This window comes from uncultured Devosia sp., assembly GCF_964244875.1.
In the GTDB taxonomy this organism is placed as follows: Bacteria; Pseudomonadota; Alphaproteobacteria; order Rhizobiales; family Devosiaceae; genus Devosia.
The window spans coordinates 51,476-77,032 of the sequence record NZ_CAXTKA010000013.1; the positions used below are offsets into that span (position 1 = coordinate 51,476).

The following is a 25,557-nucleotide window of genomic DNA, read 5'->3' on the forward strand; positions in this document are numbered from 1 at the left end:
GGTCAGACCTCGCGCCGGACGAGGCGGCGCGCTGCCGCGATAATGGTATCGACCTGCGGGACGGCAGCTTTTTCGAGTTCGGGATTGTAAGGGATGGGCGACTCGGCGCCACCCAGGCGCAGGATGGGCGCATCGAGGAAATCGAAGGCATCGCTTTCGGCGATCATGGCGCTGATCTCGGCGCCGACGCCATAGCTCTTGACGCCCTCGTAGACCACCAGCAGGCGGCCGGTCTTGCGCACGCTGGCAATGATAGTCTCGTGATCCACCGGCCTGATCGAGCGCAGGTCGATGACTTCGATCTCGGCGCCCTCGGCGGCGAGGGTCTCGGCGGCTTCAAGCGCGCGATGCACCATGATGGAACTGGCAACGATGGTGAGCTGGCTGCCGGGGCGGCGGATCGCCGCCTTGCCGATAGGCGTGATGTAATGGCCTTCGGGCACATCGCCCTTCATCTTGTAGAGCAGCTTGTGCTCGAAGATCAGCACGGGGTCGGGATCGTCGAGGGCGGCCAGGAGCATGCCCTTGGCGTCTTCGGGCGTCGAGGGCTGGATGACCTTGAGGCCGGGGACGTGGCCGAACCAGGCTTCAAGGCTCTGGCTGTGCTGGGCGGCGGCACCAGTGCCAGAGCCCGCGGGCATGCGGAAGACGACCGGGACAGCGGCCTCGCCGCCCAGCATGTAGCGCAGCTTGGCGGCCTGATTGACGATCTGCTCCATGGCCAGCGCTGCAAAGTCGGAGAACTGGAACTCGAAGATGGGCTTGAGGCCGGTCAGCGCTGCGCCAACGGCAACGCCGGCGCCGCCCAGTTCGGAAATCGGCGTGTCGATGACGCGATCGGTGCCGAAACGGTCGACGAGGTCGAGGGTCACCTGGAAGGCGCCGCCATAGACGCCGATATCCTCGCCCATCAGCACCACGGTGGGGTCGCGCTCCAAGGCGATGGCCATGGCCTCGCGGATGGCTTCGGCATAGCTCAGGACGCGGGTCTCGGTGGCGGGGGCAACGGCGTTCATGTCAGGCGTCCGCATAGACGAAGCGGGTGACTTCGGAGAGCTTGGGGGACGGGCTGGCCTTGGCGAATTCGATGCCGTCGCGGACTTCGGCGCGGGCGGTGGCCGCTATGGTGTCGCCGTCGGCTTCGCTGATGACGCCATGGGCAACCAGCTCGGACCGGAAGCGCAGGATGGGGTCGAGCGCGATCCAGGACTCGATCTCGTCCTTGGTGCGGTAGCGGTTGCGGTCGGACTTGGAATGGCCGCGCCAGCGATAGGTCATGTTTTCGACAAGGCTCGGACCTTCGCCGGCCCGGGCGCGGGCAATGGCGGCATGGGCGGCCTGGGCGATGGCGGAGAAGTCGTTGCCATCCACGGTGACACCCGGCATGGCATAGGCGGCGGCGCGCTCGGCGATCTGTTTGACGGCGGTGGAACGTTCGGTCGAGGTCGACATGCCGTATTTGTTGTTTTCGCAAACGAAGACGACCGGCAGTTTCCAGATCGCGGCCATGTTGAGAGCTTCGTGAAAGGCGCCTTCATTGTTGGCGCCGTCGCCAAAGAAGCAGACGGTGACATCGGGCTTGCCCAGCCGCTTCGCCGACAGGGCCGAACCAACGGCAATGGGCAGACCGCCGCCGACAATGCCATTGGCGCCCAGATTGCCGGTGGTGATATCGGCAATGTGCATCGAGCCGCCGCGACCGTGGCAATAGCCGGTTTGCTTGCCGAAGAACTCGGCCAGCATGCGCCCCACATCGGCGCCCTTGGCAATGCAATGGCCATGGCCGCGATGGGTCGAGGTAATCTTGTCGGTGCGCGCCAGGTCCATGCAGGTGGCCATGGCGCTGGCTTCCTGGCCGATCGACAGGTGCATGGTGCCGTGGATCAGGCCGCGGGTATAACTGTCCTCGGCGCCCTCCTCGAAGGCGCGGATCAGATACATCTTGTGCAAGGCCTCGCGCAGGCGTTCGGCCGGGTAGATGCGGATGGCGAAGGGGCGGTTGTCGATCTCGTTCATATCTGCCTCTCAAGCCTGGCCCAGCATGGCGTCCTGGCGCGCGCGCAAAATGGCGATCTTGCTGCCGGCAAGGACTTGCGTATTGGCCCTGGTGATCAACTCGCCCTTGCGGATCGTCTGGGTGACCCTGGCGCCCGCCAGCAGACCGCAAGGCAGGGCGCCATGCTGACGGGCCTCGACCGCCTCCATGATCCAGGCGCGGTAGGTGAACTGGCCGATTTCGTCGAGCGTGTCGCCGACATGCAGGTTCCGCTTGGCGACCGCGCCGACCTCCGCCACCGGCTGGGGCAGGGGCACCATATCGGCCTTGCCGTAGAGCACGACGCGGGCGCAGGTCAGCGGCACTTCGAGCGAGGTCAGATGGTAGGGGCGGAAAAAAGTGAAGTAGGGGCCCTGGCCCATTTTGAGGTCTTCCATCCGCTCGCGGACGCGGGGATGGTCCATTTCGGCGACAACGAACACGCCCGGTGCGACGCCCTTGCCAATGGTGTAATCGACCCGGCCATCGCCCGAGGAGAGGATGCCGCCAGCCGATTGCGGCACGAGCACGCGATTGAGCTCGTCGCGGCCGACGGCCGGCCCGTGCATGCCGGGACGGTCGGGGATGAGGCCGGTGGCATTGGCAATGGCGGCCATTTCCACCATGGTCTTGGAGCCATCGACGAATTCGACCAGCATGCGCGGGTTCATGTGGCGGCTGATCGCCTCTTGCTCATAAAGGTCGGGCGTTGCGTCGATGTTGAGCGGATTGTTCTTGCCCTTGCCGGCGCTGACGATGCGATGGCCCATGGCGCTGACGAATTCGATGAGCTCCATGCAGGATGACGGCTCGTCGCCGGCGCCGAGCGAATAGATTACGCCCAGGCGTTCGGCCTCGTGGCGCAGGTAAGCGCCGATGGTGACGTCGGCCTCGACATTCATCATGACCAGATGCTTGCCACGCTCCATGGCGGACAGGCCGATCTCCGCGCCGACGGCGGGAATTCCGGTGGCGTCGACGACGACGTCGATCAGCCCCGACTCCAGCAGGACCTGGACATTGTCGGTCACGGCCACCTTGCCGGCCTCGATGGCGGCGTTGGCGGCATCGGTGGTCAAGACCTCGGCGGCGCGCTCGGTATCGCCATAGGCGATTTCGACCGAGCGGCGGGCCGCGCCGGGCTTGAGCTCGCTGATGGCGCCGATTTCGATGCCTGTCATGTGGGCGACACGGCTGACGATATCGGTGCCCATTTCCCCGGCGCCGACCAATCCGATGCGGATGGGCGTGCCTCCGGCAGCGCGCAACGCCAAGTCATTGGCCAAACCGGTGAGCGCGACATTCGTGGGCATCGATGCTTCTCCTCCAACTACCCTCAGTTAAATGAACATATGTTCTTTTGTAAATCATAAGTTCTAATAATACGGCACCGCGAACCGCGTATTTTGGGTGTTGACATGCAAATTGTCTGAACACATGATAATTTAGTGTAACGAAAGTACGCCTTGCGACCGTACGATGCCGCTGTCTCCGAGGAGTGAGGAGAAGAAACCGGCTAGACGATTTTTCGCGACGGAGTAGCCTAATCCAGGGAGGATGATCAGTTATGGTTTTGGGATCGAAAATGTCTCGCCGTTCGCTGTTGCGGATGGGTACTGCCTTTGGTGTCGTGGGTGTGGCATCGAGCCTGCGGCTTCCTGCTTTCGCGCAGGACCTGCCGGACATTGACGGCGTGCTCGACGGCATTTCCGTCGATGGCTACGTGCGCGAGGATTACCGTACGCTTTACAAGATGAGCAGCGACCCGCTGTGGGACCCGGCCAAAGACTGGATCCGCACCGTGGATTGGGAAAAGGTGCGCTCCGAGCAGGCGGGCAAGAGCGTCCGTTTCGCCATCGGCGCTGCGGATCTTGAGTCGGCCGGCCAAGGACTGGTGCCGTTCGAACAATTGTCGGGGATCAAGGTCGAGCTGGTGCCAATTCCGGACGACAGCTTTTACGACAAGGCGATCGCCGAATTCATTTCCGGCAATGCCTCGTTCGACGCGCTGCAATTTTTCTCGCCGTGGCTTGGCGATTTCGCCGCGCCGGGCTTTCTGGCCTCGCTCGACGACTATGCCGCCAAGTGGAACCTGCCGCTCGACGATTTCTATGACACGTACAAGCTGAACTACGGCTATTTCGGCGGCAAGCTGGTGGGACTGCCGTTCGACTGCGATATCCAGATGGTGCATCTGCGCAAGTCCATCATGGAGCCGATCCTGGGTGGCGAGATCGACCGCGTCAATTCGGTCCCCAGCTATGACGAGCTGATCCGGGTGACGGGCGAAGCCGCCAAGCTGGGGGGCGATGTCCGCGGCATCGGCATGATGGGCGCCCGCGGTTTCTAGGCCACCTATACCTGGGAGCACATTGGCGCCCAGGCCGGACTGCAGCTGTTCGACGAGCAGTTCAACCCCACGCTCACCAGCGAGGCGGGCATCAAGGCCATGGACATCATCCTGGCGCTGCAGAAAAACGCCATCGAGGGCGTGTCGGCAGCTGGCTGGGGCGAAAACCGCGCCGCCTGGCTGGGCGGCCAGGTCGCCGCCAATATCAGCTGGCAGGATTCGGGGACGCAGGCGATGCGCCCCGACCAGTCCAAGATCGTCGACGACTTCGTCACCATCTACGAGCCGCGCATCGCCGGCGGCGTATTCGCCCCGCCCAATATTGCCGGGTCGACCTCCTGTGTGGCCGCCAGCGCGCAGAATCCGGAAGGCGCCTTCCTGATGCTGGCCTTCCTGACCACGTCCTCGATCATGGCGATGAACGAGGCCAATGCCAATGGCGTCGCGCCCGGCTATCGCTCGGTGCTGGCCAACGCCAAGCTGCGCGCCGTGTCGCAGCCCATGGAAGTGTGGGCCAACAGCCTCGAACACGCCTGGTGCGCGCCGCGCCTGCCCGGCATGTTCGAAATGGAGCAGGCCCTGGGCAACGAGATCAACCGCGCCATCAGCGGGCAGATCTCGGGCAAGGAAGCGCTGGAAAACGGCCAGACCGCCTGGAAGGCGATCATGGAAAAGAACGGCTTCAGCGGCGGCACCGGCCCTGTCGCCTTTGCCGATATCAAGCCCGGCCTCTACCAGGGCGAGGGCAAGGCGCTGCCGTTCTGATGACCACGGACGCGTCCACACCAATCACGGCTGGGGTGGCGCTTCCACCCCGAGCCTCCCACGCGCCGTGATGCGCCGGCGCAGCCCCTGGCTGCGCCGCGCGTTTCCCTACCTGCTGGTCGGGCCGGCGGTCATCTACCTTCTGGTGATCACGCTCTATCCCGGCATTTTCGCCATTTATCAGAGCCTGTTCGTCGTCCGCTTCAATTCCTGGACTTTCGCCGGGCTCAACAATTACGCCGGCATCCTGCGCGACCGCGAATTCTGGGCGGCGCTGGGCAATACCGCGATCATCGGCAGCATCTCGCTTGCCCTGCAGTCCGGCATCGCGCTGGCGCTGGCCTATTTTGCCTATCGCGACCCGCTGGTGCGCGGCTGGCGCATCGTCTTTCTCATGCCCATGCTGTTCATGCCCTCGGCTGTCGCGTTCATGTGGAAGCTGGCCTTCAACGATGGCCGGGTGATTTCGGATCTCCTGATGCGGCTTGGCCTGGTCGAGACCTATGTCGACTGGACCGGCTCGGAATGGCTGGCGCGCCTGATCCTGATCGTCGCCGATGTCTGGCAATGGACGCCGTTCCTGTTCATCATTTTCGTCGCGGGCCTGCAGGGGCAGGACCAGGAAATCGAGGAAGCGGCGCGGCTCGACGGCGCCAGCTGGCCCGCAATCTTCTGGAACATCTCGCTGCCGATGATGCGGCCAATCATCGTGGTCGCGGTGACCCTGCGCGGCATCGATATCACCACCATGTTCGCCAATGTCTATATCATGACGCAGGGCTCGCCTGGCGGCGCGACGGAGACGATGAGCTACTTCATCTATCGCCAGGGCTTTCGCATGTTCAGCTTCGGCTATGCCTCGGCCGCCTCGGTGCTGATGCTGATCGTGATGACGATCCTGGCGCAGACCATCGTCAAGCGCGCCTTCCATTCGGGGAAAACGCCATGACAAAGGCGCGAAAGTCCCGCCGGGCGGGAAGCCTGGTGCTGCGCTACCTGGTGCTGGGAAGCTGGGCGCTGGTCTGCCTTGCGCCGATCGTATGGTTTCTTACCATCGCCTTCCGACCCCGCACCGAGATCATCACCCCCTCGCCGATCTATTGGCCCACCTTCTCACTCGATGCGTGGACGCTGTTGATCAACGACTGGCCGATCGGGGACTATCTGCGCAACTCGATCGTGGCGGTGACGGGATCGGTGATCATCGACCTCGCCCTCGCCATCCCCGCCGCCTTCGCGCTCAGCCGCTACGAATTCAAGGGGCGGGACGATATCGGTTTCTATATCCTTTCTACCCGCATGATGGCGCCTGCCATCGTGGCGGTGCCGATCTTTTTCCTGTTCCGCTGGCTGGGGCTGCTCGACACGGTCTGGGCGCTGATGATCATCTATGCGGCGGTCAACCTGTCGCTGGTCACCTGGATCATCCGCTCCTATATGCTCGATATTCCCAAGGACCTGGAGGACGCGGCGCGCACCAATGGGGCGGGCGATCTGCGCATCATGTGGGAAATCGTGGTGCCGGCGTGCCTGCCGGGCATCATCACCGCAGCAGTGATCGCGGCAATCTTTGCCATCAACGAATTCCTGTTCACGCTGCTGATCGCCTCCACGTCGGACGCCTATACCATGTCGGTGGCGCTGGCCAATTTCACCGGCGGGTCGGACGGGGTCATCTACAATGCTATCGCTCTGGTCTCGTTCATCGCGTTCGTGCCGATCCTGGGTCTGGTCATCCTCATCCAGGGGCATCTGTCGCGCGGGCTGACCATGGGCGCTGTGAAAGGGTAAACGCATGGCGTCGATCAGGCTGAACAACATCGTCAAGCGCTATGGCGTCTTTACCGGCGTCGAGAAGATGTCGCTCGACATCGAAGACGAGGAATTCCTAGTGCTGCTGGGGCCCTCGGGCTGCGGCAAGACCACGACCATGCGCATGATTGCCGGGCTCGATACGCCGACGGAAGGCAGTATCGTCATCGGCGACGAGATCGTGGACGACGTGGATGCGCGCGACCGCGACGTGGCCATGGTGTTCCAGAGCTATGCGCTCTACCCCAATATGAGCGTTTACGAAAATATCCGCTTTCCGCTGCGCATGCGGGGTGTGCCGGCCAAGGATCAGGACGGGTTGATCCGGCGCGCCGCCAGCATGGTGGAACTCGAACATCTGCTCGAGCGCAAGCCGGGCGCACTATCGGGCGGCCAGCGCCAGCGTGCCGCGCTGGCCAGGGCCGTGGTGCGCAAGCCACAGGTCTTTTTGATGGACGAGCCGCTGTCCAACCTCGATGCCAAGCTGCGCGCGAGCATGCGTGTCCAGATCAAGCACCTGCAGCGCCAGCTCAAGATCACCACGATCTATGTGACGCACGACCAGATCGAGGCGATGACGCTGGCCGACCGTATCGTCATCATGGACAAGGGCATCATCCAGCAGATCGGCACGCCCGACCAGATCTATTCCAACCCGGCCAATGTGTTCGTCGCCGGCTTCATCGGCGGCCCGCCGATGAACCTGGTCGAGGGGCAGGCCGAGGGCGGGGTGTTTACCGCGCCCGGCGTCACGGTGCCGTGTCCGCCGCACGTCCGGGGCAAGGTCACCGCGGGTTTCCGGCCGGAGGACTGCCAGATTCCGGGCACGGACGTCGTGGGTACGGTCTTTGGCGTCGAACCGACGGGCGACATGACCTACCTGACGCTGGACGTGGGGGGCAGGCATATCGAGATCAAGGCGCCGCGCACGTTCCGATCGCCGATCGACGCTGCCGTCGGCGTGGCGGTCGATCCGGGCCACCTGCACTTCTTCGGGCTTGACGGGCGCAGAATCGAGCGTGCCGAATGAGCCCGCGCTTCGACTATACCGCCGTCGGCTTCATCACCTTCGATGCGCTCTGCCGGCCGGTGACCGATATCGCGCCGGCTGGCGGCACCTACTTTGTCGACGAACTGACGCTGGCCGTGTCGGGAGCCGCCGGCAGTGCGGTGATCGTGGCGGCAAAGCATGGCTTGCGGTCGCGCGCCGTCGGCGGCGTCGGCAATGACGATATGGGCGACTGGGTGCTGCAGAAGCTGGCCCATTATGGGGTGGACACCACCCATATGCAGCGCTGCCCCGGCTTCACCACATCGTCGTCATTGGTCACCACCAGACCCGACGGGGCGCGTCCCGCCTTGCACAAGCGTGGGGCGACCGATGGCTTCTTCGTCGCCGACTCACAGATCGACGACGTGCTGGACACCAAGATCCTGCATGTCGGGGGCGTCGGCCTGATGAACCGGATGGACGATAGCGGGCGCACCGAGGAATTGATGCGCGAGGCCAAGCGCCGCGGCGTGATCACCACCCTCGACATCTATGCCTCAACGCCAGCCGACCTGTTGAAAGTCGAGCGCCTGCTGCCCCATACCGACTATTTCCTGCCATCGGAGGAGGAGGCCCAGGCGCTGTCGGGCCTGACCGGCCATCGCAACCTGGCGCAATTCTTGATCGACAGGGGCGCAGCCTGCGTCATTCTCACGCTGGGCGCGGACGGGGCCTATTACCAGCATCGCAACGGTACGAGCTTCACGCAGGACGCCTACAAGGTCGAGGTGGTCTGCACCTGCGGCTGCGGCGACTGCTTCAACGGCGGCTTTGCCACCGGATTGCATTACGGGCTGCCCGATGAAGACAGCATGCGGCTCGCCCAGGCCTCATCGGCCCAGAATGCGACCGGGCTGGGCAGCCAGGCCGGCGTGAGCACCTATCAAAACACGCTTGAATTTATCCAGCGGCACGTTGCGCACAACAAGATGCACTTGGTGCGGGCGTTGGGCTAGGCTAATATCGGGCGTCTGGAGGCGATGTGTTCAAGGAAGTTTCCATGCGGCCCGATCCTGCACCGATCCGCGAAGCGCTGCGCGGCGTGCGGCATGTGCTGCGGCGGGTAAAGGCATCGTTGCGCGATATGCCAGCCCCGCCATTGCCGGGTCCTGCGGGCGAAATGGCCGGCAGGGCCGTACGGGAAGTGAGCGTGTTCGCGACTGGCCTTGATGCCGCGGCCTCGAACCTGGCCCGCAAGGTTCTGGGCGGCACGCAAACCAGCGCAATCCAGCTGCCCGAGGACGTGGACAGCGCGGCCTTTGCCGGCGCACTCTATTGGGCGCTGCAGCATTTCTTCCAGCGGTTCGAGGTACCAGACCAGTTCGTCAGCGAGCTTGCGGCCCGCGCGGCCTATGAAAAAACGCTTGCACTCGCGGGCGAAACCAACGGACTGGCGGCCGACCTGACACTGCAACTGCTTGCCGACGGCGTAATCCGGGGTCCTGTGCCTGGGGACACCGGTATCATGGCCAGCGACGACCTTCGCCCGGTCGCGGTGTTTTCCGCAATGCTGTAGTTGCAATCGGAGCGGTCGGACGAGGAGAACGAGCAGGCGCTGCTGGCCGCCCAGGATGTGGCGGTGGCGCTGCGCACGGACATAGTCGACGCCTCGAAGGCCGGAAATCGCGAGAATTTCACCAGGCTGTACCATGAATTCGCAGCTCACATCTGAGGCGGCGCGCCGGTTCGCAAGACTGCCGCAAACCAATGCGCCATTGCGCCTGGCAGCGCGCCAGATGCGCTGGTTTCGAGCCGCGTTCGCAAGCTATGTCCGGCAGTCGGGCGAGGAGCTGGGCGGCGCGTTCGAGATCGACCATACGCGGCTGGGCACGGCATTCGTTTCTTGGCTGCGCGCGCTTGAGCGGGAGCGACCACGCACCGGCGAGGGTCGTCGGGAGTTCCTCGACTTTGCCGCCAGCCTCATGTTGCAGGAATTGATCAAGACCATGCCGATCAGATTGAGTGGCGCAGTGGGAGTACGGTCCGACGCCGGCGCGATGTTCTGGCCGGAAGGCTTCGTGCTGACCCATTTCTGCCTGCTGGTCCACGACGCCGTCATTGCTCAGGAATACAGCGAGAACGCGACGGTCAGCCCCAAGATCGATCAAGCCGGTTTCTGGTGGACCTATCGCGAAAATGCGACGGAAGACTATCGCTTGTCGGCCGCGTTCTTCCAGAGCCTTCTGGGGTATCAGCCGGATTGGAACGCGCCGAGCCATTATCGGCACCTGCGCTCGCTCAATCCTGCATTCAGCCACTGAGTGTACTGACGTCGGCCATTGCCTCAATTGGTCGATCTTACGGGTCGGCACAAGGTCGATGCGATGGGACAGGGCGCCATAAAAACCTGCATCGGCTCCGGTCAACGTCAAGGTGCCGTCACCTGCCAGCCTCAGATCTCCAGCGCCCGTTAGGGTACCGGTCAATTTGCCGATCTTGCCCAATGCTATGGCGATCGTGTTGGTTGTTGCGTTCGTCCTCAGCGCCTCGCGGCTAGCGATTGTCAGAGGCCCTCGATCGGCAAAGCCAAATATTTGCTCTTGCTGTTGAACGCGTGTGATTCGTGTGTCGAACAGGCACATGCTTGGTGTTGCACTTGCCGTACCGACCTCGATTCCGGCTCCGGGCATTTGGCCGCACTTGTGGTCACAAACGCGATCGAAGGCAGCGGTCCATGCAGACGTATCGGATAGCGAACGCGCAGCGGCTAAAAGGAAGCCTTGATCCCGCCGCTGACGGTATAAACATAGCCGGTGTCCCAGCTTTCACCCTTGGCGTTGGAGCCGGCGGCCAGCGTGCTCGCCGACACGCCGCCAGTGAGCTGAACACTGGGCGAGATGGTGTAGATTGCGCCCAGGGCGAGACCGTAACGGTCGGTCTGGCTGCCGGCAGTCAGCACGCCACTGGCGCCGGGCACCGAGGTACCGCGATCCCAGCTTGCGGTGCCGACAAGGCTTAGCTGCTCGCTGATGGCGTGGCCAATACCAGCGGTAACGGTCAAGCCGTCCCGGTAGCCAAAGCTGGACACCAGCGGCGCACCGATTGTTGTCACCCTCAGGCGCTGCAGGGTGGACCAGTCCACCCACTTGACCGAGCCAAGGGCCAGCCAACCGGGTGCAATGCCGGTTTGTCCGCGCAGCTCGAAAGATTGGGGGGTGGTGACGTCGGCCGAGGCTGTGCCGCCAAAGGCGGTACCCTCGAGGGTATAATGCACCGGCGCATTGTAGACGGCGCTGACCCGCAGGGCGTATTCGGGGATTTCATAGGCAAGGCCCGCGCGCCAGCCGGTGGACCAGCCATCGATGGACAGAGGCCTACTGGTGATCAGGCCGGTGGGAATGGATGCCTGATAGCTCAGGTTCTGGGCGGAGATACCGCCGATCACGCTGAGAACGCCTGGGCCGGCCTCTATGCCGACAGCACAGGTCAAGCCGGTATCGGTGGAGCGAACGGATTCGCTGACGGCCTGTTGGGTCAAGGCGGCGTAAGCGTTGGTGCGCGCGGAATTCGACCCATACGGGTTCTGGACCGTAACCAGGCAACTGGCCATGTCGAGGACGTCGGCCTTGAAGCCGACATTGTAATGCATGCGCGCAGGGGTGGTTGACACCGTTCCGGGCATGACGCCAGGATTGGTCACGTTCTTTTCAATATGGACATAGGTCGCGGTGGCCTTGGTCGCATAGGGTGCCGGGTCAAACAGAAGATCCCAGTCGTAACCGTTGGCTTCAAGTCCTCCAGCACAGGCTCCCGCAATAAAAGGGAGACTTGCTGCCAAGCCAGCCATTGCGCCGAACAGACGCTTCATATTCATGCGGATTCTTCTCGCTCAGCAAATTTTGTTACAGCCCGTTCGAAAACATAGCTGCAATAAGTTAGCCGAACGTCAAAATGGGCTGCGCACGTGCATCCAAGTCAGTCAGTGCGTGTTGCAAGACTGATGTACCGATGCTGTACGGCTCCGACTGGGAGCGAGCTGTCATGCCGGCCAACGAGCTGCATATGGCACGCCGGATAAATTATGACCGCCTAGGCCGCGTCGCTGACGAGGGTTTGCGCGAGGCCATATTCGTGCAGCTTGCGATAGAGCGTCGAGCGGCCGATCTTGAGGGCACGAGCAACTTGAGACATGCGGCCGCCATAATGCTCGATGGCAAAAACGATGGCCGCGCGTTCGATTTCGGCCAAGGCGGTGACTTCGCCCGTGGGGGTGACGAAACGATCGATCGGGGCAATGGTGTCGGGGGCATAGCGTTGGCGGCCCAGGGCATTGTCGATGTGGATCGGACTTTGTTGCACGGGCGCTGCCTCGATGGCCCGCGCGGCCAGTTCGCGGCCGCCGGTCTGGGCGACGATCTGGGGAAAATCGACGGTTTCGAGGAAGGCTCCATCGGTCAGGACGATAGCGCGATAGACTGCGTTTTCCAACTGGCGGATATTGCCGGGCCAGCTGTAGCCGGTCAGCAGGTCGAGCGCGGCGGGCGAAATGCCGAGGACGCGCTTGCCGGCTTCGGCGGCGAAGCGGGCGACAAAATGGGTGACCAATGCCGGCACATCCTCGATGCGCTCGCGCAATGGCGGCACGTAGATGGGATAGACGTTGAGCCGATAGTACAGGTCCTCGCGAAATTCGCCGGACTTGGCCAGGTTGAGCAGGCGCCGGTTGGTGGCGGAGATGAGCCGGACATTGACCCGTTCGGGCCGGGTAGCGCCGAGCGGCTCGATTTCGCCCTCCTGCAGGGCGCGCAGCAGCTTGACCTGGACCGCCTGGGGGAGTTCGCCCACTTCATCGAGAAACAGCGTGCCGTTGTGGGCTTCGGCGAACTTGCCTGCCTGGTCGGCGATGGCACCGGTGAAGCTGCCCTTCTTGTGGCCGAACAGGATGGATTCCACCAGATTGGGGGGAATGGCGCCGCAGTTGACGGTGATGAACGGCTTGCCGGCGCGATCGCCCGTGCCCTGGATGATGCGGGCAATCAGTTCCTTGCCGGCGCCGGTCTCCCCTTCGATGAGTACCGGGATGGGGCTTTTGGCGGCCTTGGCACACAGCGAGAGCACGCGGGCCATGGCGGGTGCCTTAGCGATCATGTCGGCGGCGGTGAAGGTGCCGGAGCGGCGCGCGCGTTCGGAGCGAATGGCGGTTTCCAGAGCATCCAGCTTCATGGCGTTGCGCAGCGAAATGACCAGACGCTCGGGGGCAACCGGCTTGACGAAATAGTCGGCCGCGCCCTGACGCATGGCGGTGACGACGGTTTCGAGCGATGCATTGGCAGTCTGGATGATGACGGGCGTGGCGAGCCCTTCGCGGGTCATCACTTCCATAACGCCCATGCCGTCGAGGTCGGGCATGACCAGATCAAGGATCATGGCGCCGATATTGCGATCCTCGCGCAGGATGGCCAGCGCCTGTTCGCCGCCGGTGGCGAGCAAAGGCTTGAAGCCGGCGCGATTGGCCACTTCGGCGGTCAGGCGCAACTGCACCGGATCATCGTCAACAATCAGAACCCGCGTCATGAACCCTCGGTCGTTTCCCGCTCGAATCGCGGTGTGCCGTTTTGGGAGAAGTTTGCGGGAGCGGACTTAAGAGGGGATTAATCATGGGAATTTGCCTGATCGACCGGGGTTATCGGTGCCGCTCTTCACATCCGCAGTTCCGCTGGCTATGGTCCGCGCTCATTTCGGACCAGCCGGAGAGCATGCCATGACCGATCAAGCCGCAAGCCAGAAGGGGCACAATCAGCTGGGGGCCCTGCCGGTCTGGGATCTGGCGGATTTGTATCCGGGCCGGGACAGCGCCGAGTTCAAGGCTGACCTGGAGCGGGCCAAAGCGGACGCAGCGGCGTTCGAAGCCGACTACAAGGGCAAGCTGACGGAGCTGACCAAGGCCGGTCGGCTGATCGAGGCCATCACGCGGACGGAGGCGCTGGGCGATTTGACCGGCAAGATCGGCTCGTTCTCGTTTTTGCAGTATGCGCAGAACACCATCGATCCCGATCGTGCCAAGTTCATGGGCGATACCAACGAGGCGCTGACGAACCTGTCCACCAAAGTATTGTTTTTCGAGCTGGAGCTGAACCGGATCGATGACGATGTGTTGGAGGCGGCCTTCGCACAGAGCCCGGAGCTGGCGCGCTATCGCACCTGGTTCGCCGAACTGCGCAAGGCCAAGCCGTACCAGCTCGACGACAAGCTCGAAGAGCTGTTCCGCGACAAGTCGGTGACTGCCTATTCGGCGTGGAACCGGCTTTACGACGAGACGCTGGCGAGCCTGCGGCTGGAGGTCGACGGGGAGACGCTGACGTTGGAAGCGGCGTTGCACCTGTTGTCCGAGCGTGACGGGGCCAAGCGCGAAAGCGCCTATCATGCCATCAGCAAGACGCTGGGTGAAAACGCGCGGCTGTTCACCCACATCACCAATGTGTTGGCCAAGGACAAGGAAATCTCCGATCGCTGGCGCGGTTACGAGGACATCGCCGACAGCCGGCACATGGCCAATTCGGTGGAGCGCGAGGTGGTCGATGCGCTGCAAAGCGCGGTGCGCGAGGCCTATCCGCGGCTCAGCCATCGCTACTACAAGATGAAGGCACGCTGGTTCGGCAAGGACAAGCTCAATGCCTGGGACCGCAATGCGCCGCTGCCCACCAGCGACGAGCGGACTTGGGACTGGGACAGCGCGGTCTCGACGGTGCTGGAGGCCTATGGCAAATTTTCGCCCAAGCTGGCGGAAGTGGCGGCGCCGTTCTTCAATTCGGGCTGGATCGATGCGCCGGTGGGGGAGGGCAAGCTTTCGGGCGCCTTTGCACACCCGACCGTGCCCAGCGCTCATCCCTATCTGATGCTCAACTATATGGGCCGCTCGCGCGATATCATGACGCTGGCCCATGAATTGGGCCATGGTGTGCATCAGCGCCTGGCGGCGGCACAGGGGCCGCTGCTGAGCAACACGCCGCTGACGCTGGCCGAGACGGCCTCGGTGTTCGGCGAGATGCTGACGTTCCGCTCGCTTCTGGCCAAGACCACCGATCCCAAGCAGCGCTTTGCACTGCTGAGCTCCAAGGTCGAGGACATGCTCAACACGGTGGTGCGGCAGATCGCCTTCTACAGCTTCGAGCGCAAGGTGCATACGGCGCGCCGGCAGGGCGAGCTACGAGCCGAGGAAATCAATGCCATCTGGCTGGACGTGCAGGCGGAATCGCTGGGCGAGGGCATCGCGCTCAACGAGGGCTACGAGATCTTCTGGAGCTATATCCCGCACTTCATCCATTCCCCGTTCTACGTCTATGCCTATGCGTTCGGCGATTGCCTTGTGAACTCGCTCTACGCGCAGTATGAGAAGGCCGAAGACGGCTTTGCGGATCGCTATTTCGAACTGCTCAAAGCCGGCGGCTCCAAGCACCATTCCGAACTGCTGGCGCCGTTCGGGCTTGATGCGAAGGACCCGCAGTTCTGGTCGCTGGGTTTGTCGATGATCGAAGGCTTGATCGACGAACTGGACGCAACCAGCCCGAATTGATCCTGGGCGACGATGATCGGGCCCGCTGTATTTTGAGGATGACATGGCTAGCAAGCACGAACCACTGCCCCCCTTGGAAAAAGAAAGCGCGATGGATTACGCGCAGCACGAACAGACCTATTCGGGCTTCGTGACCGCAGTCAAATACGGCGTTCTGGCCACTGCCGTGTTGGTGATCATTCTTTATTTCGCGATCCGTCCCTAAGGTTTTCACCGACCCCGGGCATTGCAGCGAGCCTGCCCCCGGGCGGGCGGGCAGGAGCTTTCTATGAAAATCGCTATTGTGCGCGAGCCCCTCGCTGGCGAAAATCGTGTCGCCGCGACGCCGGAGACCGTAGGCAAGCTGATCGCGCTGGGTGCCAGCGTCAGCATCGAAACCCAGGCCGGTGCCGGCTCGCGAATTGCGGATGCCGATTATGCGGCGGCCGGAGCCAGCATTGCGGCAAGCGCCCAGGCGGCGCTCAAGGATGCCGCGATCGTCTTGACGGTGCGCCGCCCGGCTGCGGCCAGCCTTGCCGGCGTCGCCCGCGGCGCACTGGTGATCGGGGCGCTCGATCCCCATGGCAATGACGGCGAGATCGCCGCATTGGCGCAAGCAGGCGTTACCGCCGTGGCCATGGAGTTCATGCCGCGCATCACGCGCGCGCAAGTGATGGACATCTTGTCGTCGCAGGCTAATCTGGCCGGTTATCAGGGCGTGATCGAGGCGGCCGCCGCGTTCGAGCGGGCGTTTCCCATGATGATGACGGCGGCCGGTACGGTGCGGCCGGCCAAGGTGTTCGTAATGGGGGCCGGCGTGGCGGGGCTGCAGGCGATCGCCACGGCCAAGCGGCTGGGTGCCGTGGTATCGGCCACCGATGTGCGGCCGGCAGCCAAGGAGCAGGTGGAATCCCTGGGCGGCAAGTTCATCGCGGTCGAGGACGAAGAATTCAAGCAGGCCGAAACCGCGGGCGGCTATGCCAAGCAGATGAGCGAGGCCTACCAGGCCAAGCAGGCCGAACTGACCGCGTCGCACATCGCCAAGCAGGATATCGTGGTCACCACGGCACTGATTCCGGGGCGTCCGGCGCCGAGACTGATCACCAGGGCGATGGTGGAGGCGATGGCGCCGGGCTCGGTCATCGTCGACCTGGCGGCCGAGCGAGGCGGCAATGTGGAATTGACGGTGCCGGACCGGATCGTGGAGCACAACGGCATCAAGATCATCGGTTACAGCAATATGCAGGGCCGCATCCCGACCACGGCGAGTCAGCTTTATGCGCGCAACCTCCTGGCATTCGTCACGACGCTGATCGATGCCAAGAGCAAGACGCTGGCGGTCAACTGGGACGATGAGTTGGTCAAGGCGACGGTCTTGACGCGCGATGGCGCAGTGGTGCATCCGCAGTTTGCGGCGGCGGCGCTGGTGGCGGCGCCTAAACCTGCGGCCGAGTTGCCGGCAATTGCGGCAAGGAAGCCGCCTGCCAAGCCGGCGCTGGCCAAGCCGGCGGTGGTGGCGGCCATGGCGGACGTGCCCAAGAAGGCGGCGCCGGACGCGCAGCAATCGATCCCTGCTGCGGCCGAGGCGGTCGCTCCAGTGTCACCCAAGGCGCGGCCGGCGGCCAAGAAGCTTGCCGCTCTCGCCGATGCAGCAGCGCCAGTGAGCGTGGCCAAAAAGCCCGCGGTGAAAAAACCAGCCGCACCCAAAAAGCCCGTTCCCCCAGCCAAGGATGTTCCGTGATGGAAGCCATCGATCCCTTCACCTTCCGGCTTGCCATTTTCGTGCTGGCGATCTTCGTGGGATATTTCGTGGTCTGGTCGGTCACTCCGGCGCTGCATACCCCGCTGATGAGCGTGACCAATGCCATCTCCTCGGTGATCGTGGTGGGCGCCTTGCTCGCCGTGGGCGTGCAATTGGCGACGGACGGCAATTGGGTGTCCAAGGCCTTCGGATTTATTGCGCTGGTGTTTGCCAGCATCAATATTTTTGGCGGTTTCCTCGTCACCCAGCGCATGCTGGCCATGTACAAGAAAAAGAGTTGATCGCCATGATTTCTGCGGATATCGCGGCCCTGTTCTACCTGCTTTCGGGCGTGCTGTTCATCCTGGCGCTGCGCGGGCTATCCAACCCACGCTCGGCCCAGCAGGGCAACCGCTTCGGCATGATCGGCATGGGCATCGCCATCGTGACGACGCTGGCGCTGGCGGCGCCGGTCGATGGGATCAGCTGGGTCTTGATCATTGGCGGGCTGGCGCTGGGCGGGGGCATCGGCGCCTATATGGCGCGCACGGTCAAGATGACCGACATGCCCCAATTGGTGGCGGCATTCCACTCGCTGGTGGGCCTGGCGGCGGTGTTCGTAGCGGCGGCGGCGCTTTATGCGCCCGAGGCGTTCGGTATCGGCGTGGTCGGAGCTATCCATGCGCAGGCGCTGGTGGAAATGAGCATCGGGGTGGCGATCGGCGCCTTCACCTTTACCGGTTCGATCATCGCTTTTGCCAAGCTCAACGGCAATATGAGCGGCAAGCCGATCATCCTGCCGGCGCGCCACGCGATCCATATCGCGATCGGCGTGGTGCTGCTGGGGCTAATCTATCTGCTGACCACGACCGGCAACCCGGCCTATTTCTGGCTGATCACCATCCTGGCCCTGGTGCTGGGCGGGCTGATGATCATTCCGATCGGGGGCGCCGACATGCCGGTCGTGGTATCCATGCTCAATTCCTATTCGGGATGGGCGGCGGCGGGCATCGGCTTCACGCTGGGCAATACGGCGCTGATCATCACCGGGGCACTGGTCGGCTCGTCGGGCGCGATTCTTTCCTACATCATGTGCAAGGCGATGAACCGCAGTTTCATCTCGGTGATCCTGGGCGGGTTCGGCGGCGACAGCGGGGCCGCGGCAGACGCCACCGAAGACAATCGCCCGGTCAAGCAGGGCGCGGCGGACGATGCGGCGTTCCTGATGAAGAATGCGGGCAAGGTCATCATCGTGCCGGGCTATGGCATGGCGGTGGCGCAGGCGCAGCATGCGCTGCGCGAAATGGCCGACCTGCTCAAAAAGGAGGGTGTCACGGTCAAGTACGCCATCCATCCAGTGGCGGGCCGCATGCCGGGACATATGAACGTGCTGCTGGCGGAAGCCAATGTGCCCTATGACGAAGTGTTCGAGCTCGAGGACATCAATTCCGAATTTGCGCAATCGGACGTGGCCTTCGTGATCGGGGCCAATGACGTCACCAATCCGGCGGCCAAGACCGACAAGACGTCGCCCATTTACGGTATGCCCGTTTTGAACGTCGAGGACGCCGGTACGGTGCTGTTCATCAAGCGCGGCATGGCTGCGGGCTATGCGGGGGTGCAGAACGAGTTGTTCTACCGCGACAACACCATGATGCTGTTCGGCGACGCCAAGAAGATGACCGAGGACATCGTCAAAGCGCTGGGGCATTGACAAACGCGTTCAGTGGCCGGCGAGAACGGCCATTCGCAGCTTGTGCTGGCTAGGGATTGCACCGTCATCCGCGCGCAAGCGGGGATCCATTTTTTAGCCGCGGAGTACTCAGAACAGAATGGGTTCCCGCGTCCGCGGGAATGACGCCGTGATTGGCAAGACAATGCGACGGCCCGGTTTCAATAATGCGGAGGCGGCGGCTCTGTGCTTGGGTCGGCGATGATGCTGACGGCGCGTGCTTGTTCGTCGAGCAAGTTCACCTTGCGGCTCAGCGCGTCGATCACCGCCCATTGCGCCGTGATGGTGGCGTTCAGCTCCTCTATGGTTTCATCCTGATAAGCGATGCGGGTTTCCAGGGCGTCGAGCCGGTCGGCTGGGGTGCTCATTGGCGGGCTCCATGGGTGAACGCACGAAGCTTTAAGGTGCGCAGGGACATGGTGCAATTGCGACGATTGCGGCACTTACTTGACCTAAGGGGAACTTATCGGACGCATTGGCCATTGATGCAGTCGAATAGACCGGCGGCAGGATCCGATCATGTCGATCATCAGCAGTATTGGCGAGCATCAACACGCGATCGCCCCGGACGGCTTCGGCAATGCGTTCGGCCTTGGCGTCAGCGTGGCAGTGCCGCCACTGGCCTATTTTGCGGTTGGGGCAACCATGGACGCCATGGGCGTGGCACCGTTGGCAGCGGCGCCATTCGGATTGCCGGCCTGGATTGGCATTGCGGCCATCGCCGTGATGCTGGCAATGTGGGGCATGGCCCATTTTTTGATGCGGCAGCAGGGCGATGCAGGGCAAGCGGCTGGGCGTTGGGTAGCGGCGCTGATCGCCGGAGTGATCGTGTTGCAGTTCGCTCTGGCCCTCGCCAATCCGTTCGTGAGTAGCCTGCTGTCCATGCTGGTGCTGCTGAGCGGGATCGTTGCCGTCATGCGGGTATCGGCCCTGTCCGGCGCGGCAGCGCTGCTGCTGGCGCCGGGCCTGGTCTGGTTCGGCCTGGGTTCGCTGATCGGCTTCACCACCTTGGCGGGGGGCTGGTCTCCGCCGTTTGCCCTGGTCGATCACAACAAGCACTGATCCGCGATCTTTGCAGTTACCTCGACATGCGTCCTTGCGACGCCCACCCTTTCGCGCCATGTGAAGGCGAGACGTGTTCGCCGGCGCGAAGGATGTGCGATTGTCCCGAATTCTCAAGATCGACGTATTCACCGACGTCGTTTGCCCATGGTGCCTGATAGGCTCGGCACGGCTGGACAAGGCGCTTGCCGACTTGCCCGAGGATGTCGAGGTGATCATCGACAACCATCCATTCTATCTGGATGCCGCAACACCGACCGAAGGCGTCGTCGTGGCGGACATGCTGCGTGAAAAGTACGGCAAGGACCCTAAGGAAATGTGGGATCGCGTCGAAAGCGAGGCCATGACGGCCGGGATTAGCCTCGATCTGTCGCAACAACCGCGGATGTTTCCCACCGCCAAGGCGCATACCATTACCAGGCTGGCCAAGCCGCTCGGCGTGCAGCATGAATTGGCCAATGCCATTGCCGAGGCCTATTTTCTGCAGCACCGCCAGATCAACGACGACAATGTGCTGGCCGATATCGCGGTCGAGTTCGGGTTCGATCGGGGCGATGCGATCGATGCGATGAACGACGCTAATGAACTGGCCATCACCGAGCAGTTGGCGGCGCAGGCGTCCGACCAGGGCATTCGCGGCGTGCCGTTTTTCGTGTTCAACGAAACCTATGCGCTGAGCGGCGCGCAGCCGCAGGACGTGTTCGAAAAAGCTATTGCCAAGACACTGGAAGAGGCCTGAGTGCGTATCGTTCGACCTCTTGTCTTGGGACTGCTGATCATTCTGGTCTTGGGTTATGGTGCCGTGGTCGGCGCCATGTATGCGATGCAGCGCGACCTGCAATATGACACCAAGGGCGCGATCACGCCGCTGGCCGACACGGCGATCGTCGGGGCGGCCGATGTCGCCATTCCCGTGGATGGCAGCGTGGTCAACGGCTGGTACGCGGCGCCGCGGTCGGGCAAGCCGCTGATCCTGTATTACAAGGGCAATTCGGGCAGCTTCACGGCCGAGCACAAGCGCTACGCCACCTGGATGCAGGCTGGCTACGGGTTCCTGGCGTTCGATTATCGCGGCTTTCCCGCGTCACGCGGCAGCGTCAGCCAGCAGAGCATTCTCGACGATGCCGTGGCTGCTTTCGACTGGGCCGCGAGCAAGGGCTTTCCCATGGTGATCTGGGGCCGCTCGCTGGGGTCGGGGCCGTCCACCTATGTGGCCAGCGTGCGCGACGCCGACGCGCTGCTGCTGGAAACGCCGTTCCTGTCGGCGGTATCGGTGGCAGGCGAGCGCTATCCGTTGCTGCCTGTGGGACTGGTGATGCTGGACCAGTTCCCGGTCAACCAGTGGATCGCCGATGTCGCCGAGCCGGTGCTGATCGCCCACGGGACGGCGGACACGACGATCGATGTGTCCAATGGCCAGCGGCTCTACGAACTCGTGCCGCGTAAGGACAAGCTCTGGATCGTGCCGGACGGCACCCATGGCGATCTGTGGGATCGCGGGCTATGGGGCCAAGCGGAGCCGTTTTTCGAGCGCTCGGAAGCGGCAGCGGGACATTAGGCGAGGAAAATGGCAATGCGCAGGATGCTGATCGTTGGAATGATGGCGCTGATGGGCACGAGCGCTATCGCCGCGCCGCTGCCTCTGGCGATCAAAAGCGCGTCGGTCCAGCCCTCAACGTTTGGCGGCGAGCCAACCATCGTGGTGGAACTGGAGCCCAGCACCCGGCAGGCCTTCGCCAAGCTGACGACGCGGCATGTGGGGGCAATCCTCGATCTGCTGATCGACGGCGCCGTGGTGTCGTCGCCGCGTATCCAGACGCCGATTGTCGAGGGATCTGTGGTGATCAGCGGCAGCTTTACCGCCAGCGAAGCGGCCGCGCTGGCGCGGCGGATTTCGGCTGGCGAGGCCCTCGTCGCGGTCGACCTGGCGACGCCCTGATCGGACAAGCAAAAACGCCGCCCCGAGGGACGGCGTTTTCAAATTCTCTACAGCAAAACTTAGAACGATGCGGGACGCTCGGGGCGCGGCGCACCGGCGCCGGGTGCACCGGGACGAGCGCTCTGGCCGGGACGCGGCGCGGGGGTCGGTGCGGGCAGGCCGCTTTCGCGCTGGGCGCGCTTGCGAGCCAGCTTGCGGGCACGACGCACGGCTTCGGCCTTCTGCCGCGCCTTCTTTTCGGAGGGCTTTTCGTAGTAGTTGCGCAGCTTCATTTCGCGGAAGACGCCTTCGCGCTGCAGCTTTTTCTTGAGCGCGCGCAGCGCCTGATCAACGTTATTATCGCGAACGACTACTTGCAAAGGTCAACCGCCCTTTCGAAGCTTGAAACAATGTGTTGGATGATAGCACAAGGTCAAATAAAACCTGCGCCGACCAGCAGAGCCGGTCACCGTGGGCCGCTCTATAGCCCAAGGGCGCATGCTTGTCCACTGTCGGCCGCGTGAAAAACAACTATTTGGCGTCGTTCAAAGCTTCGGCTGCAGCCGGTTGACATGCCCCATCTTGCGCCCCGCTCGTCCTTCGGTCTTGCCATAGAGATGGGGTTGGGCGTGGCCAGTCAATGCGGCGGGAATTGCCAGAACCTCGTCGCCGATCAGATTCTGCATGACAACATCGGCCAGGCGGGCCGGATCGCCCAGGGGCCAGCCGAGGATGGCGCGGATGTGCTGCTCGAACTGGTTGGTGAGACACACGGCCTCGGTCCAGTGGCCGGAATTGTGCACGCGGGGCGCGATTTCGTTGACCAGCAGGGTTGGGCGCTGATCCCCAGGGACGACGAAGAATTCGACGCCGAGCACGCCGACATAGTCGAGGGCGATGACGATGGCCTTGGCGATCATGCCGGCATGTTTTTCCAGCGCTGCGGGGATAGCGGCCGGCACGGTACTGGTGAACAGAATGTGGTCGCGGTGGACGTTTTCGGCGGGATCGAAACTCTTGACCTCGCCGGCAAGGTTGCGGGCGACGACGACGGAAATTTCCCGCTCGAACGGCACGAAGGCCTCCAGCACCAGAGGCTTGGGGTCGAGCGCCGCAAAGGCCTGCGCGGCGTCGTCGAGATGGTGCAGCACACGCTGGCCCTTGCCGTCATAGCCCAGGCGCGTGGTCTTGAGCACGGCGGGCAGGCCTAAAGCAGCGATGGCAGCGTCCAGGTCGGCGAGGGTTGCAACGGGGTAGTGGGGAGCGACGGGGATGTTCTTGCTGGCGAGGAAGGCTTTTTCGGCCAGCCGGTCCTGCGAGATCGCCAGAGCGTTGGCACCCGGACGCAAAGGCTTGCGGGCGGCGAGGAACTCGGCGGTCGCGGCGGGGACGTTCTCGAATTCATAGGTGACGACATCGACGGCAGCGGCGAAGGCGGCGAGTGCGGCCTCGTCATCATAGGCGGCGACTGTCCTGTGGGCGGTCACCTCGAACGCGGGGCTGTGCGGATCGGGGCAGTAGATATGCGTGCGCATGCCCAGCCGGCTGGCTGCCAGGGACAGCATGCGGCCAAGCTGGCCGCCCCCCAGGATGCCGATCATGGTGCCGGGCGGCAGCGGAGTGGTCTGGGGCACGCGGCTACTCGGTATCGGTGGGAAAAAGGGGAACCAGGGCGGACTGGCGAGCGCGGTAGGCATCGAGCCGATCGGCCAGTTCGTCGTCGCCGAGCGCAAGCACTGCGGCCGCCAGCAAAGCGGCATTGACTGCGCCGGGATGGCCTATGGCCAGGGTGCCCACTGGAATGCCGGCGGGCATCTGCACGATGGAGAGAAGGCTGTCCTGGCCGGAGAGCGCCTTGGATTGAACCGGAACGCCAAGCACCGGCAGCGGCGTCATGGCGGCGATCATGCCCGGCAAATGGGCGGCGCCGCCGGCCCCGGCAATGATGATCTTGAACCCCTCGTCACGCGCACTGCCGGCGAACTCGACCAATCGTTCGGGCGTGCGGTGGGCCGAGACGATCCGCGCCTCGTATTCGATTTCGAGCGTTTCCAGGGTTTCGGCGGCCAGCCGCATGGTGGGCCAGTCGGACTGGCTGCCCATGACGATGGCGACGCTCGGCTTGGTGAGCATAGAGCTTGATCCCCTCATCGCTCCCGCAAAGCGCGGCATTAGCCTAAATGTCGCCACAACTCAAGGCGCGGCGCGCTCAGGCGATGATATCGGGAATGAGAATATTCTCGAGCTGGGCGATGCGGTCCTTGAGCGCCAGCTTGCGCTTCTTGAGGCGCTGAATCAGCATCCGGTCGGCGACTTGGGAATTGGTCAGGGTGTGGATGGCGGCGTCCAGGTCGGCGTGTTCCTGGCGTTTGGTGGCCAGTTCCAGCCCAAATCCGGCTTCCTGTTCTCTGGTCAGCTCAAGCATGGTTGGAGGGGCCCCGAAGCGCAGAACGCCAACATCTGGTTAGCCGATTGTGTGCGGTTTTGCACCTTCTATTCGTTTGCACATGAAGACGGTCGACAAGACGTGAATTTTTTGTGACGATAGGCGCGTCAACCAAGCTTAAAGGAGTTGTTATGACGACTGAAGGCCACATCGCGGCGCTCGAAAGGCGGCATCAGGAGTTGGATCGCCAGATCCAGACCGAATTGCAGAATACCCGCTACGACGATCTGACGGTTAGCGCGCTCAAGCGCAAAAAACTCGAAGTCAAGGACGAGTTGACGAAGTTCACGGGCGCCAACGCCTATTAAGTGCGGCAAAAGTTTTTCCCCAGTCGGGAAATAAGGGTCACGGCCATACGCCGCGGCTCTTTTTTATGCGCCGAAGAATACGCCCTGGGCGCCGTCCCAGATCAGCTTGAGGGCGAGGAAAAACACCAGGACATAGGCGATCTGGTAGAAGTACTTGGCCGAGATGCGGCGCACCAGGTAAATGCCCAGCAGCACGCCGACGATGCCGACCGGGATCAGGGCCGCGGACAGCTCGAGATTCTGGACCGAGAGCTGGCCCAGAAAGAAGTATGGCACCAGCTTGGCGGTGTTGACGATGCCGAAAAACACCGCCGACGTGCCTGAATAGAGCGCTGGCGACAGGCGCTGGGGCAGCACGTAGATCTGGAACGGCGGCCCGCCCGTGTGTGAAACGAAGCTGGTGAAGCCGGCAAAGCCGCCCCAGAACACACCCCAAGGGGTTGATGGCGGCAGGCCCTCGAGCTTCTTGCGCAGCGGCAATACGGCGTCGAGCACGAACAGCAAGGTTACGATACCGACAAATAGCAGCACCACGGCGTCCGAGACGAAGGACCACAGCACCCAGCCGATCAGGGTGCCGATAGCGGCGCCGGGCAGCATGATCTTGAGAATCTGCCAGGAGAATTCCTTGCGATAGGCATAGACGGCGATGACGTCCATGGCGATCAGCACTGGCAACATCATGCCTGCGGCATCACGGGCGGGCATGACCAGGGCCAGCAGCGGCACGCCGACAACGCCCAGGCTGCCCAGGAGGCCGGCCTTGGACAGGCCGACGATCAGCACCGCGATCACGGCGACCGCGACGAAATAGGGATCAGGCATGGGCAAACTCGGCGGGAAAC

At 63.2% G+C, this 25,557-nt stretch carries 30 protein-coding genes; 19 read left to right on the forward strand and 11 right to left on the reverse strand.

What is annotated here, in order from left to right; all coding sequences use genetic code 11:
* Positions 1–2 precede the first annotated feature (2 nt).
* Genes ACFE8X_RS14430 through ACFE8X_RS14440 form a run of 3 tightly spaced genes read right to left on the reverse strand, consistent with a single transcriptional unit; the run spans position 3 to position 3,348 of the window.
* Positions 3–1,016, reverse strand: coding sequence for an alpha-ketoacid dehydrogenase subunit beta (locus ACFE8X_RS14430; RefSeq protein WP_375452184.1), 1,014 nt, complete (start codon positions 1,014–1,016; stop codon positions 3–5).
* 1 nt (position 1,017) lies between these two features.
* Complete coding sequence (locus ACFE8X_RS14435; RefSeq protein ID WP_375452185.1) at positions 1,018–2,016, reverse strand: thiamine pyrophosphate-dependent dehydrogenase E1 component subunit alpha; 999 nt, start codon at positions 2,014–2,016, stop codon at positions 1,018–1,020.
* A 9-nt stretch (positions 2,017–2,025) separates the two neighbouring features.
* Positions 2,026–3,348, reverse strand: coding sequence for an NAD(P)H-dependent oxidoreductase (locus ACFE8X_RS14440; RefSeq protein WP_375452186.1), 1,323 nt, complete (start codon positions 3,346–3,348; stop codon positions 2,026–2,028).
* Positions 3,349–3,620: 272 nt separating this feature from the next.
* Here ACFE8X_RS14440 and ACFE8X_RS14445 point away from each other — a divergent pair, with 272 nt between their 5' ends.
* From ACFE8X_RS14445 to ACFE8X_RS14485, 9 genes are all read left to right on the forward strand, one after another.
* On the forward strand, positions 3,621–4,385 hold the full coding sequence (locus ACFE8X_RS14445; protein WP_375452187.1) for an ABC transporter substrate-binding protein: 765 nt from the start codon (positions 3,621–3,623) through the stop codon (positions 4,383–4,385).
* Positions 4,386–4,484: 99 nt separating this feature from the next.
* Positions 4,485–5,150: a hypothetical protein gene (locus ACFE8X_RS14450; protein WP_375452188.1), complete on the forward strand. Its 666-nt coding sequence runs from the start codon at positions 4,485–4,487 to the stop codon at positions 5,148–5,150.
* A 70-nt stretch (positions 5,151–5,220) separates the two neighbouring features.
* Positions 5,221–6,099, forward strand: a complete 879-nt coding sequence (locus ACFE8X_RS14455; protein WP_375452189.1) for a carbohydrate ABC transporter permease — start codon at positions 5,221–5,223, stop codon at positions 6,097–6,099.
* Positions 6,096–6,941, forward strand: coding sequence for a carbohydrate ABC transporter permease (locus ACFE8X_RS14460; RefSeq protein WP_375452190.1), 846 nt, complete (start codon positions 6,096–6,098; stop codon positions 6,939–6,941). The genes ACFE8X_RS14455 and ACFE8X_RS14460 overlap by 4 nt, the downstream gene beginning before the upstream one ends.
* 4 nt (positions 6,942–6,945) lie before the next feature.
* Positions 6,946–7,992 carry an ABC transporter ATP-binding protein gene (locus tag ACFE8X_RS14465; RefSeq protein ID WP_375452191.1) on the forward strand — a complete coding sequence of 349 codons (1,047 nt, stop codon included), beginning with the start codon at positions 6,946–6,948 and terminating at the stop codon, positions 7,990–7,992.
* Positions 7,989–8,969 carry a carbohydrate kinase family protein gene (locus tag ACFE8X_RS14470; protein ID WP_375452192.1) on the forward strand — a complete coding sequence of 327 codons (981 nt, stop codon included), beginning with the start codon at positions 7,989–7,991 and terminating at the stop codon, positions 8,967–8,969. Before ACFE8X_RS14465 ends, ACFE8X_RS14470 begins: the two co-directional genes overlap by 4 nt.
* A gap of 44 nt (positions 8,970–9,013) precedes the next feature.
* Positions 9,014–9,529 carry a hypothetical protein gene (locus ACFE8X_RS14475; RefSeq protein ID WP_375452193.1) on the forward strand — a complete coding sequence of 172 codons (516 nt, stop codon included), beginning with the start codon at positions 9,014–9,016 and terminating at the stop codon, positions 9,527–9,529.
* Positions 9,530–9,685: a hypothetical protein gene (locus ACFE8X_RS14480; protein ID WP_375452194.1), complete on the forward strand. Its 156-nt coding sequence runs from the start codon at positions 9,530–9,532 to the stop codon at positions 9,683–9,685.
* A complete protein-coding gene (locus ACFE8X_RS14485; RefSeq protein WP_375452195.1) occupies positions 9,663–10,274 on the forward strand; it encodes a hypothetical protein in 612 nt (203 codons plus the stop codon). Before ACFE8X_RS14480 ends, ACFE8X_RS14485 begins: the two co-directional genes overlap by 23 nt.
* A 446-nt stretch (positions 10,275–10,720) precedes the next feature.
* Here ACFE8X_RS14485 and ACFE8X_RS14490 read toward each other — a convergent pair whose 3' ends face one another.
* Together ACFE8X_RS14490 and ACFE8X_RS14495 are read right to left on the reverse strand one after the other, a co-directional pair.
* Positions 10,721–11,827, reverse strand: a complete 1,107-nt coding sequence (locus ACFE8X_RS14490) for an outer membrane protein transport protein (RefSeq protein WP_375452196.1) — start codon at positions 11,825–11,827, stop codon at positions 10,721–10,723.
* A 215-nt stretch (positions 11,828–12,042) separates the two neighbouring features.
* On the reverse strand, positions 12,043–13,527 hold the full coding sequence (locus ACFE8X_RS14495; protein ID WP_375452197.1) for a sigma-54-dependent transcriptional regulator: 1,485 nt from the start codon (positions 13,525–13,527) through the stop codon (positions 12,043–12,045).
* Positions 13,528–13,714: 187 nt separating this feature from the next.
* On the opposite strand from ACFE8X_RS14495, the gene ACFE8X_RS14500 reads away from it, so the two are divergent.
* The 5 genes from ACFE8X_RS14500 to ACFE8X_RS14520 all read left to right on the forward strand — a co-directional run bounded on the left by ACFE8X_RS14500 (position 13,715) and on the right by ACFE8X_RS14520 (position 18,960).
* Positions 13,715–15,526, forward strand: a complete 1,812-nt coding sequence (locus ACFE8X_RS14500) for a M3 family oligoendopeptidase (RefSeq protein ID WP_375452198.1) — start codon at positions 13,715–13,717, stop codon at positions 15,524–15,526.
* A gap of 43 nt (positions 15,527–15,569) precedes the next feature.
* Positions 15,570–15,731 carry an aa3-type cytochrome c oxidase subunit IV gene (locus tag ACFE8X_RS14505; RefSeq protein WP_375452199.1) on the forward strand — a complete coding sequence of 54 codons (162 nt, stop codon included), beginning with the start codon at positions 15,570–15,572 and terminating at the stop codon, positions 15,729–15,731.
* 63 nt (positions 15,732–15,794) lie between these two features.
* The gene (locus ACFE8X_RS14510) at positions 15,795–17,246 is read left to right on the forward strand and encodes a Re/Si-specific NAD(P)(+) transhydrogenase subunit alpha (protein WP_375452200.1); all 1,452 of its coding nucleotides are present in this window, start codon (positions 15,795–15,797) and stop codon (positions 17,244–17,246) included.
* Positions 17,246–17,548: a proton-translocating transhydrogenase family protein gene (locus ACFE8X_RS14515; RefSeq protein ID WP_375452201.1), complete on the forward strand. Its 303-nt coding sequence runs from the start codon at positions 17,246–17,248 to the stop codon at positions 17,546–17,548. Before ACFE8X_RS14510 ends, ACFE8X_RS14515 begins: the two co-directional genes overlap by 1 nt.
* A gap of 5 nt (positions 17,549–17,553) precedes the next feature.
* The gene (locus ACFE8X_RS14520; RefSeq protein WP_375452202.1) at positions 17,554–18,960 is read left to right on the forward strand and encodes an NAD(P)(+) transhydrogenase (Re/Si-specific) subunit beta; all 1,407 of its coding nucleotides are present in this window, start codon (positions 17,554–17,556) and stop codon (positions 18,958–18,960) included.
* 179 nt (positions 18,961–19,139) lie between these two features.
* Here ACFE8X_RS14520 and ACFE8X_RS14525 read toward each other — a convergent pair whose 3' ends face one another.
* The gene (locus ACFE8X_RS14525; protein WP_375452203.1) at positions 19,140–19,346 is read right to left on the reverse strand and encodes a SlyX family protein; all 207 of its coding nucleotides are present in this window, start codon (positions 19,344–19,346) and stop codon (positions 19,140–19,142) included.
* Between the two features lie 151 nt (positions 19,347–19,497).
* Here ACFE8X_RS14525 and ACFE8X_RS14530 point away from each other — a divergent pair, with 151 nt between their 5' ends.
* The 4 genes from ACFE8X_RS14530 to ACFE8X_RS14545 all read left to right on the forward strand — a co-directional run bounded on the left by ACFE8X_RS14530 (position 19,498) and on the right by ACFE8X_RS14545 (position 21,979).
* A complete protein-coding gene (locus ACFE8X_RS14530) occupies positions 19,498–20,040 on the forward strand; it encodes a hypothetical protein (RefSeq protein WP_375452204.1) in 543 nt (180 codons plus the stop codon).
* Positions 20,041–20,140: 100 nt separating this feature from the next.
* On the forward strand, positions 20,141–20,779 hold the full coding sequence (locus tag ACFE8X_RS14535) for a DsbA family protein (RefSeq protein WP_375452205.1): 639 nt from the start codon (positions 20,141–20,143) through the stop codon (positions 20,777–20,779).
* Between the two features lie 24 nt (positions 20,780–20,803).
* Positions 20,804–21,598, forward strand: a complete 795-nt coding sequence (locus ACFE8X_RS14540) for an alpha/beta hydrolase (RefSeq protein WP_375452206.1) — start codon at positions 20,804–20,806, stop codon at positions 21,596–21,598.
* 9 nt (positions 21,599–21,607) lie between these two features.
* Entirely contained in the window at positions 21,608–21,979 is a 372-nt protein-coding gene (locus ACFE8X_RS14545) for a hypothetical protein (protein WP_375452207.1), read from the forward strand.
* A gap of 59 nt (positions 21,980–22,038) precedes the next feature.
* Here ACFE8X_RS14545 and rpsU read toward each other — a convergent pair whose 3' ends face one another.
* The 4 genes from rpsU to ACFE8X_RS14565 form a co-directional block, all read right to left on the reverse strand.
* A complete protein-coding gene (gene rpsU, locus ACFE8X_RS14550) occupies positions 22,039–22,338 on the reverse strand; it encodes a 30S ribosomal protein S21 (protein ID WP_375452208.1) in 300 nt (99 codons plus the stop codon).
* Positions 22,339–22,503: 165 nt separating this feature from the next.
* Positions 22,504–23,592 carry a 5-(carboxyamino)imidazole ribonucleotide synthase gene (locus ACFE8X_RS14555; RefSeq protein WP_375452209.1) on the reverse strand — a complete coding sequence of 363 codons (1,089 nt, stop codon included), beginning with the start codon at positions 23,590–23,592 and terminating at the stop codon, positions 22,504–22,506.
* 4 nt (positions 23,593–23,596) lie between these two features.
* Positions 23,597–24,091: a 5-(carboxyamino)imidazole ribonucleotide mutase gene (gene purE, locus ACFE8X_RS14560; protein ID WP_375452210.1), complete on the reverse strand. Its 495-nt coding sequence runs from the start codon at positions 24,089–24,091 to the stop codon at positions 23,597–23,599.
* A gap of 76 nt (positions 24,092–24,167) precedes the next feature.
* Positions 24,168–24,383 carry a YdcH family protein gene (locus ACFE8X_RS14565; protein ID WP_375452211.1) on the reverse strand — a complete coding sequence of 72 codons (216 nt, stop codon included), beginning with the start codon at positions 24,381–24,383 and terminating at the stop codon, positions 24,168–24,170.
* Positions 24,384–24,535: 152 nt separating this feature from the next.
* On the opposite strand from ACFE8X_RS14565, the gene ACFE8X_RS14570 reads away from it, so the two are divergent.
* Entirely contained in the window at positions 24,536–24,712 is a 177-nt protein-coding gene (locus tag ACFE8X_RS14570; protein WP_375452212.1) for a YdcH family protein, read from the forward strand.
* 63 nt (positions 24,713–24,775) lie between these two features.
* Here the strand turns inward: ACFE8X_RS14570 and ACFE8X_RS14575 are convergent, their stop codons facing one another.
* Positions 24,776–25,537 carry a sulfite exporter TauE/SafE family protein gene (locus ACFE8X_RS14575; protein WP_375452213.1) on the reverse strand — a complete coding sequence of 254 codons (762 nt, stop codon included), beginning with the start codon at positions 25,535–25,537 and terminating at the stop codon, positions 24,776–24,778.
* Positions 25,538–25,557 lie beyond the last annotated feature (20 nt).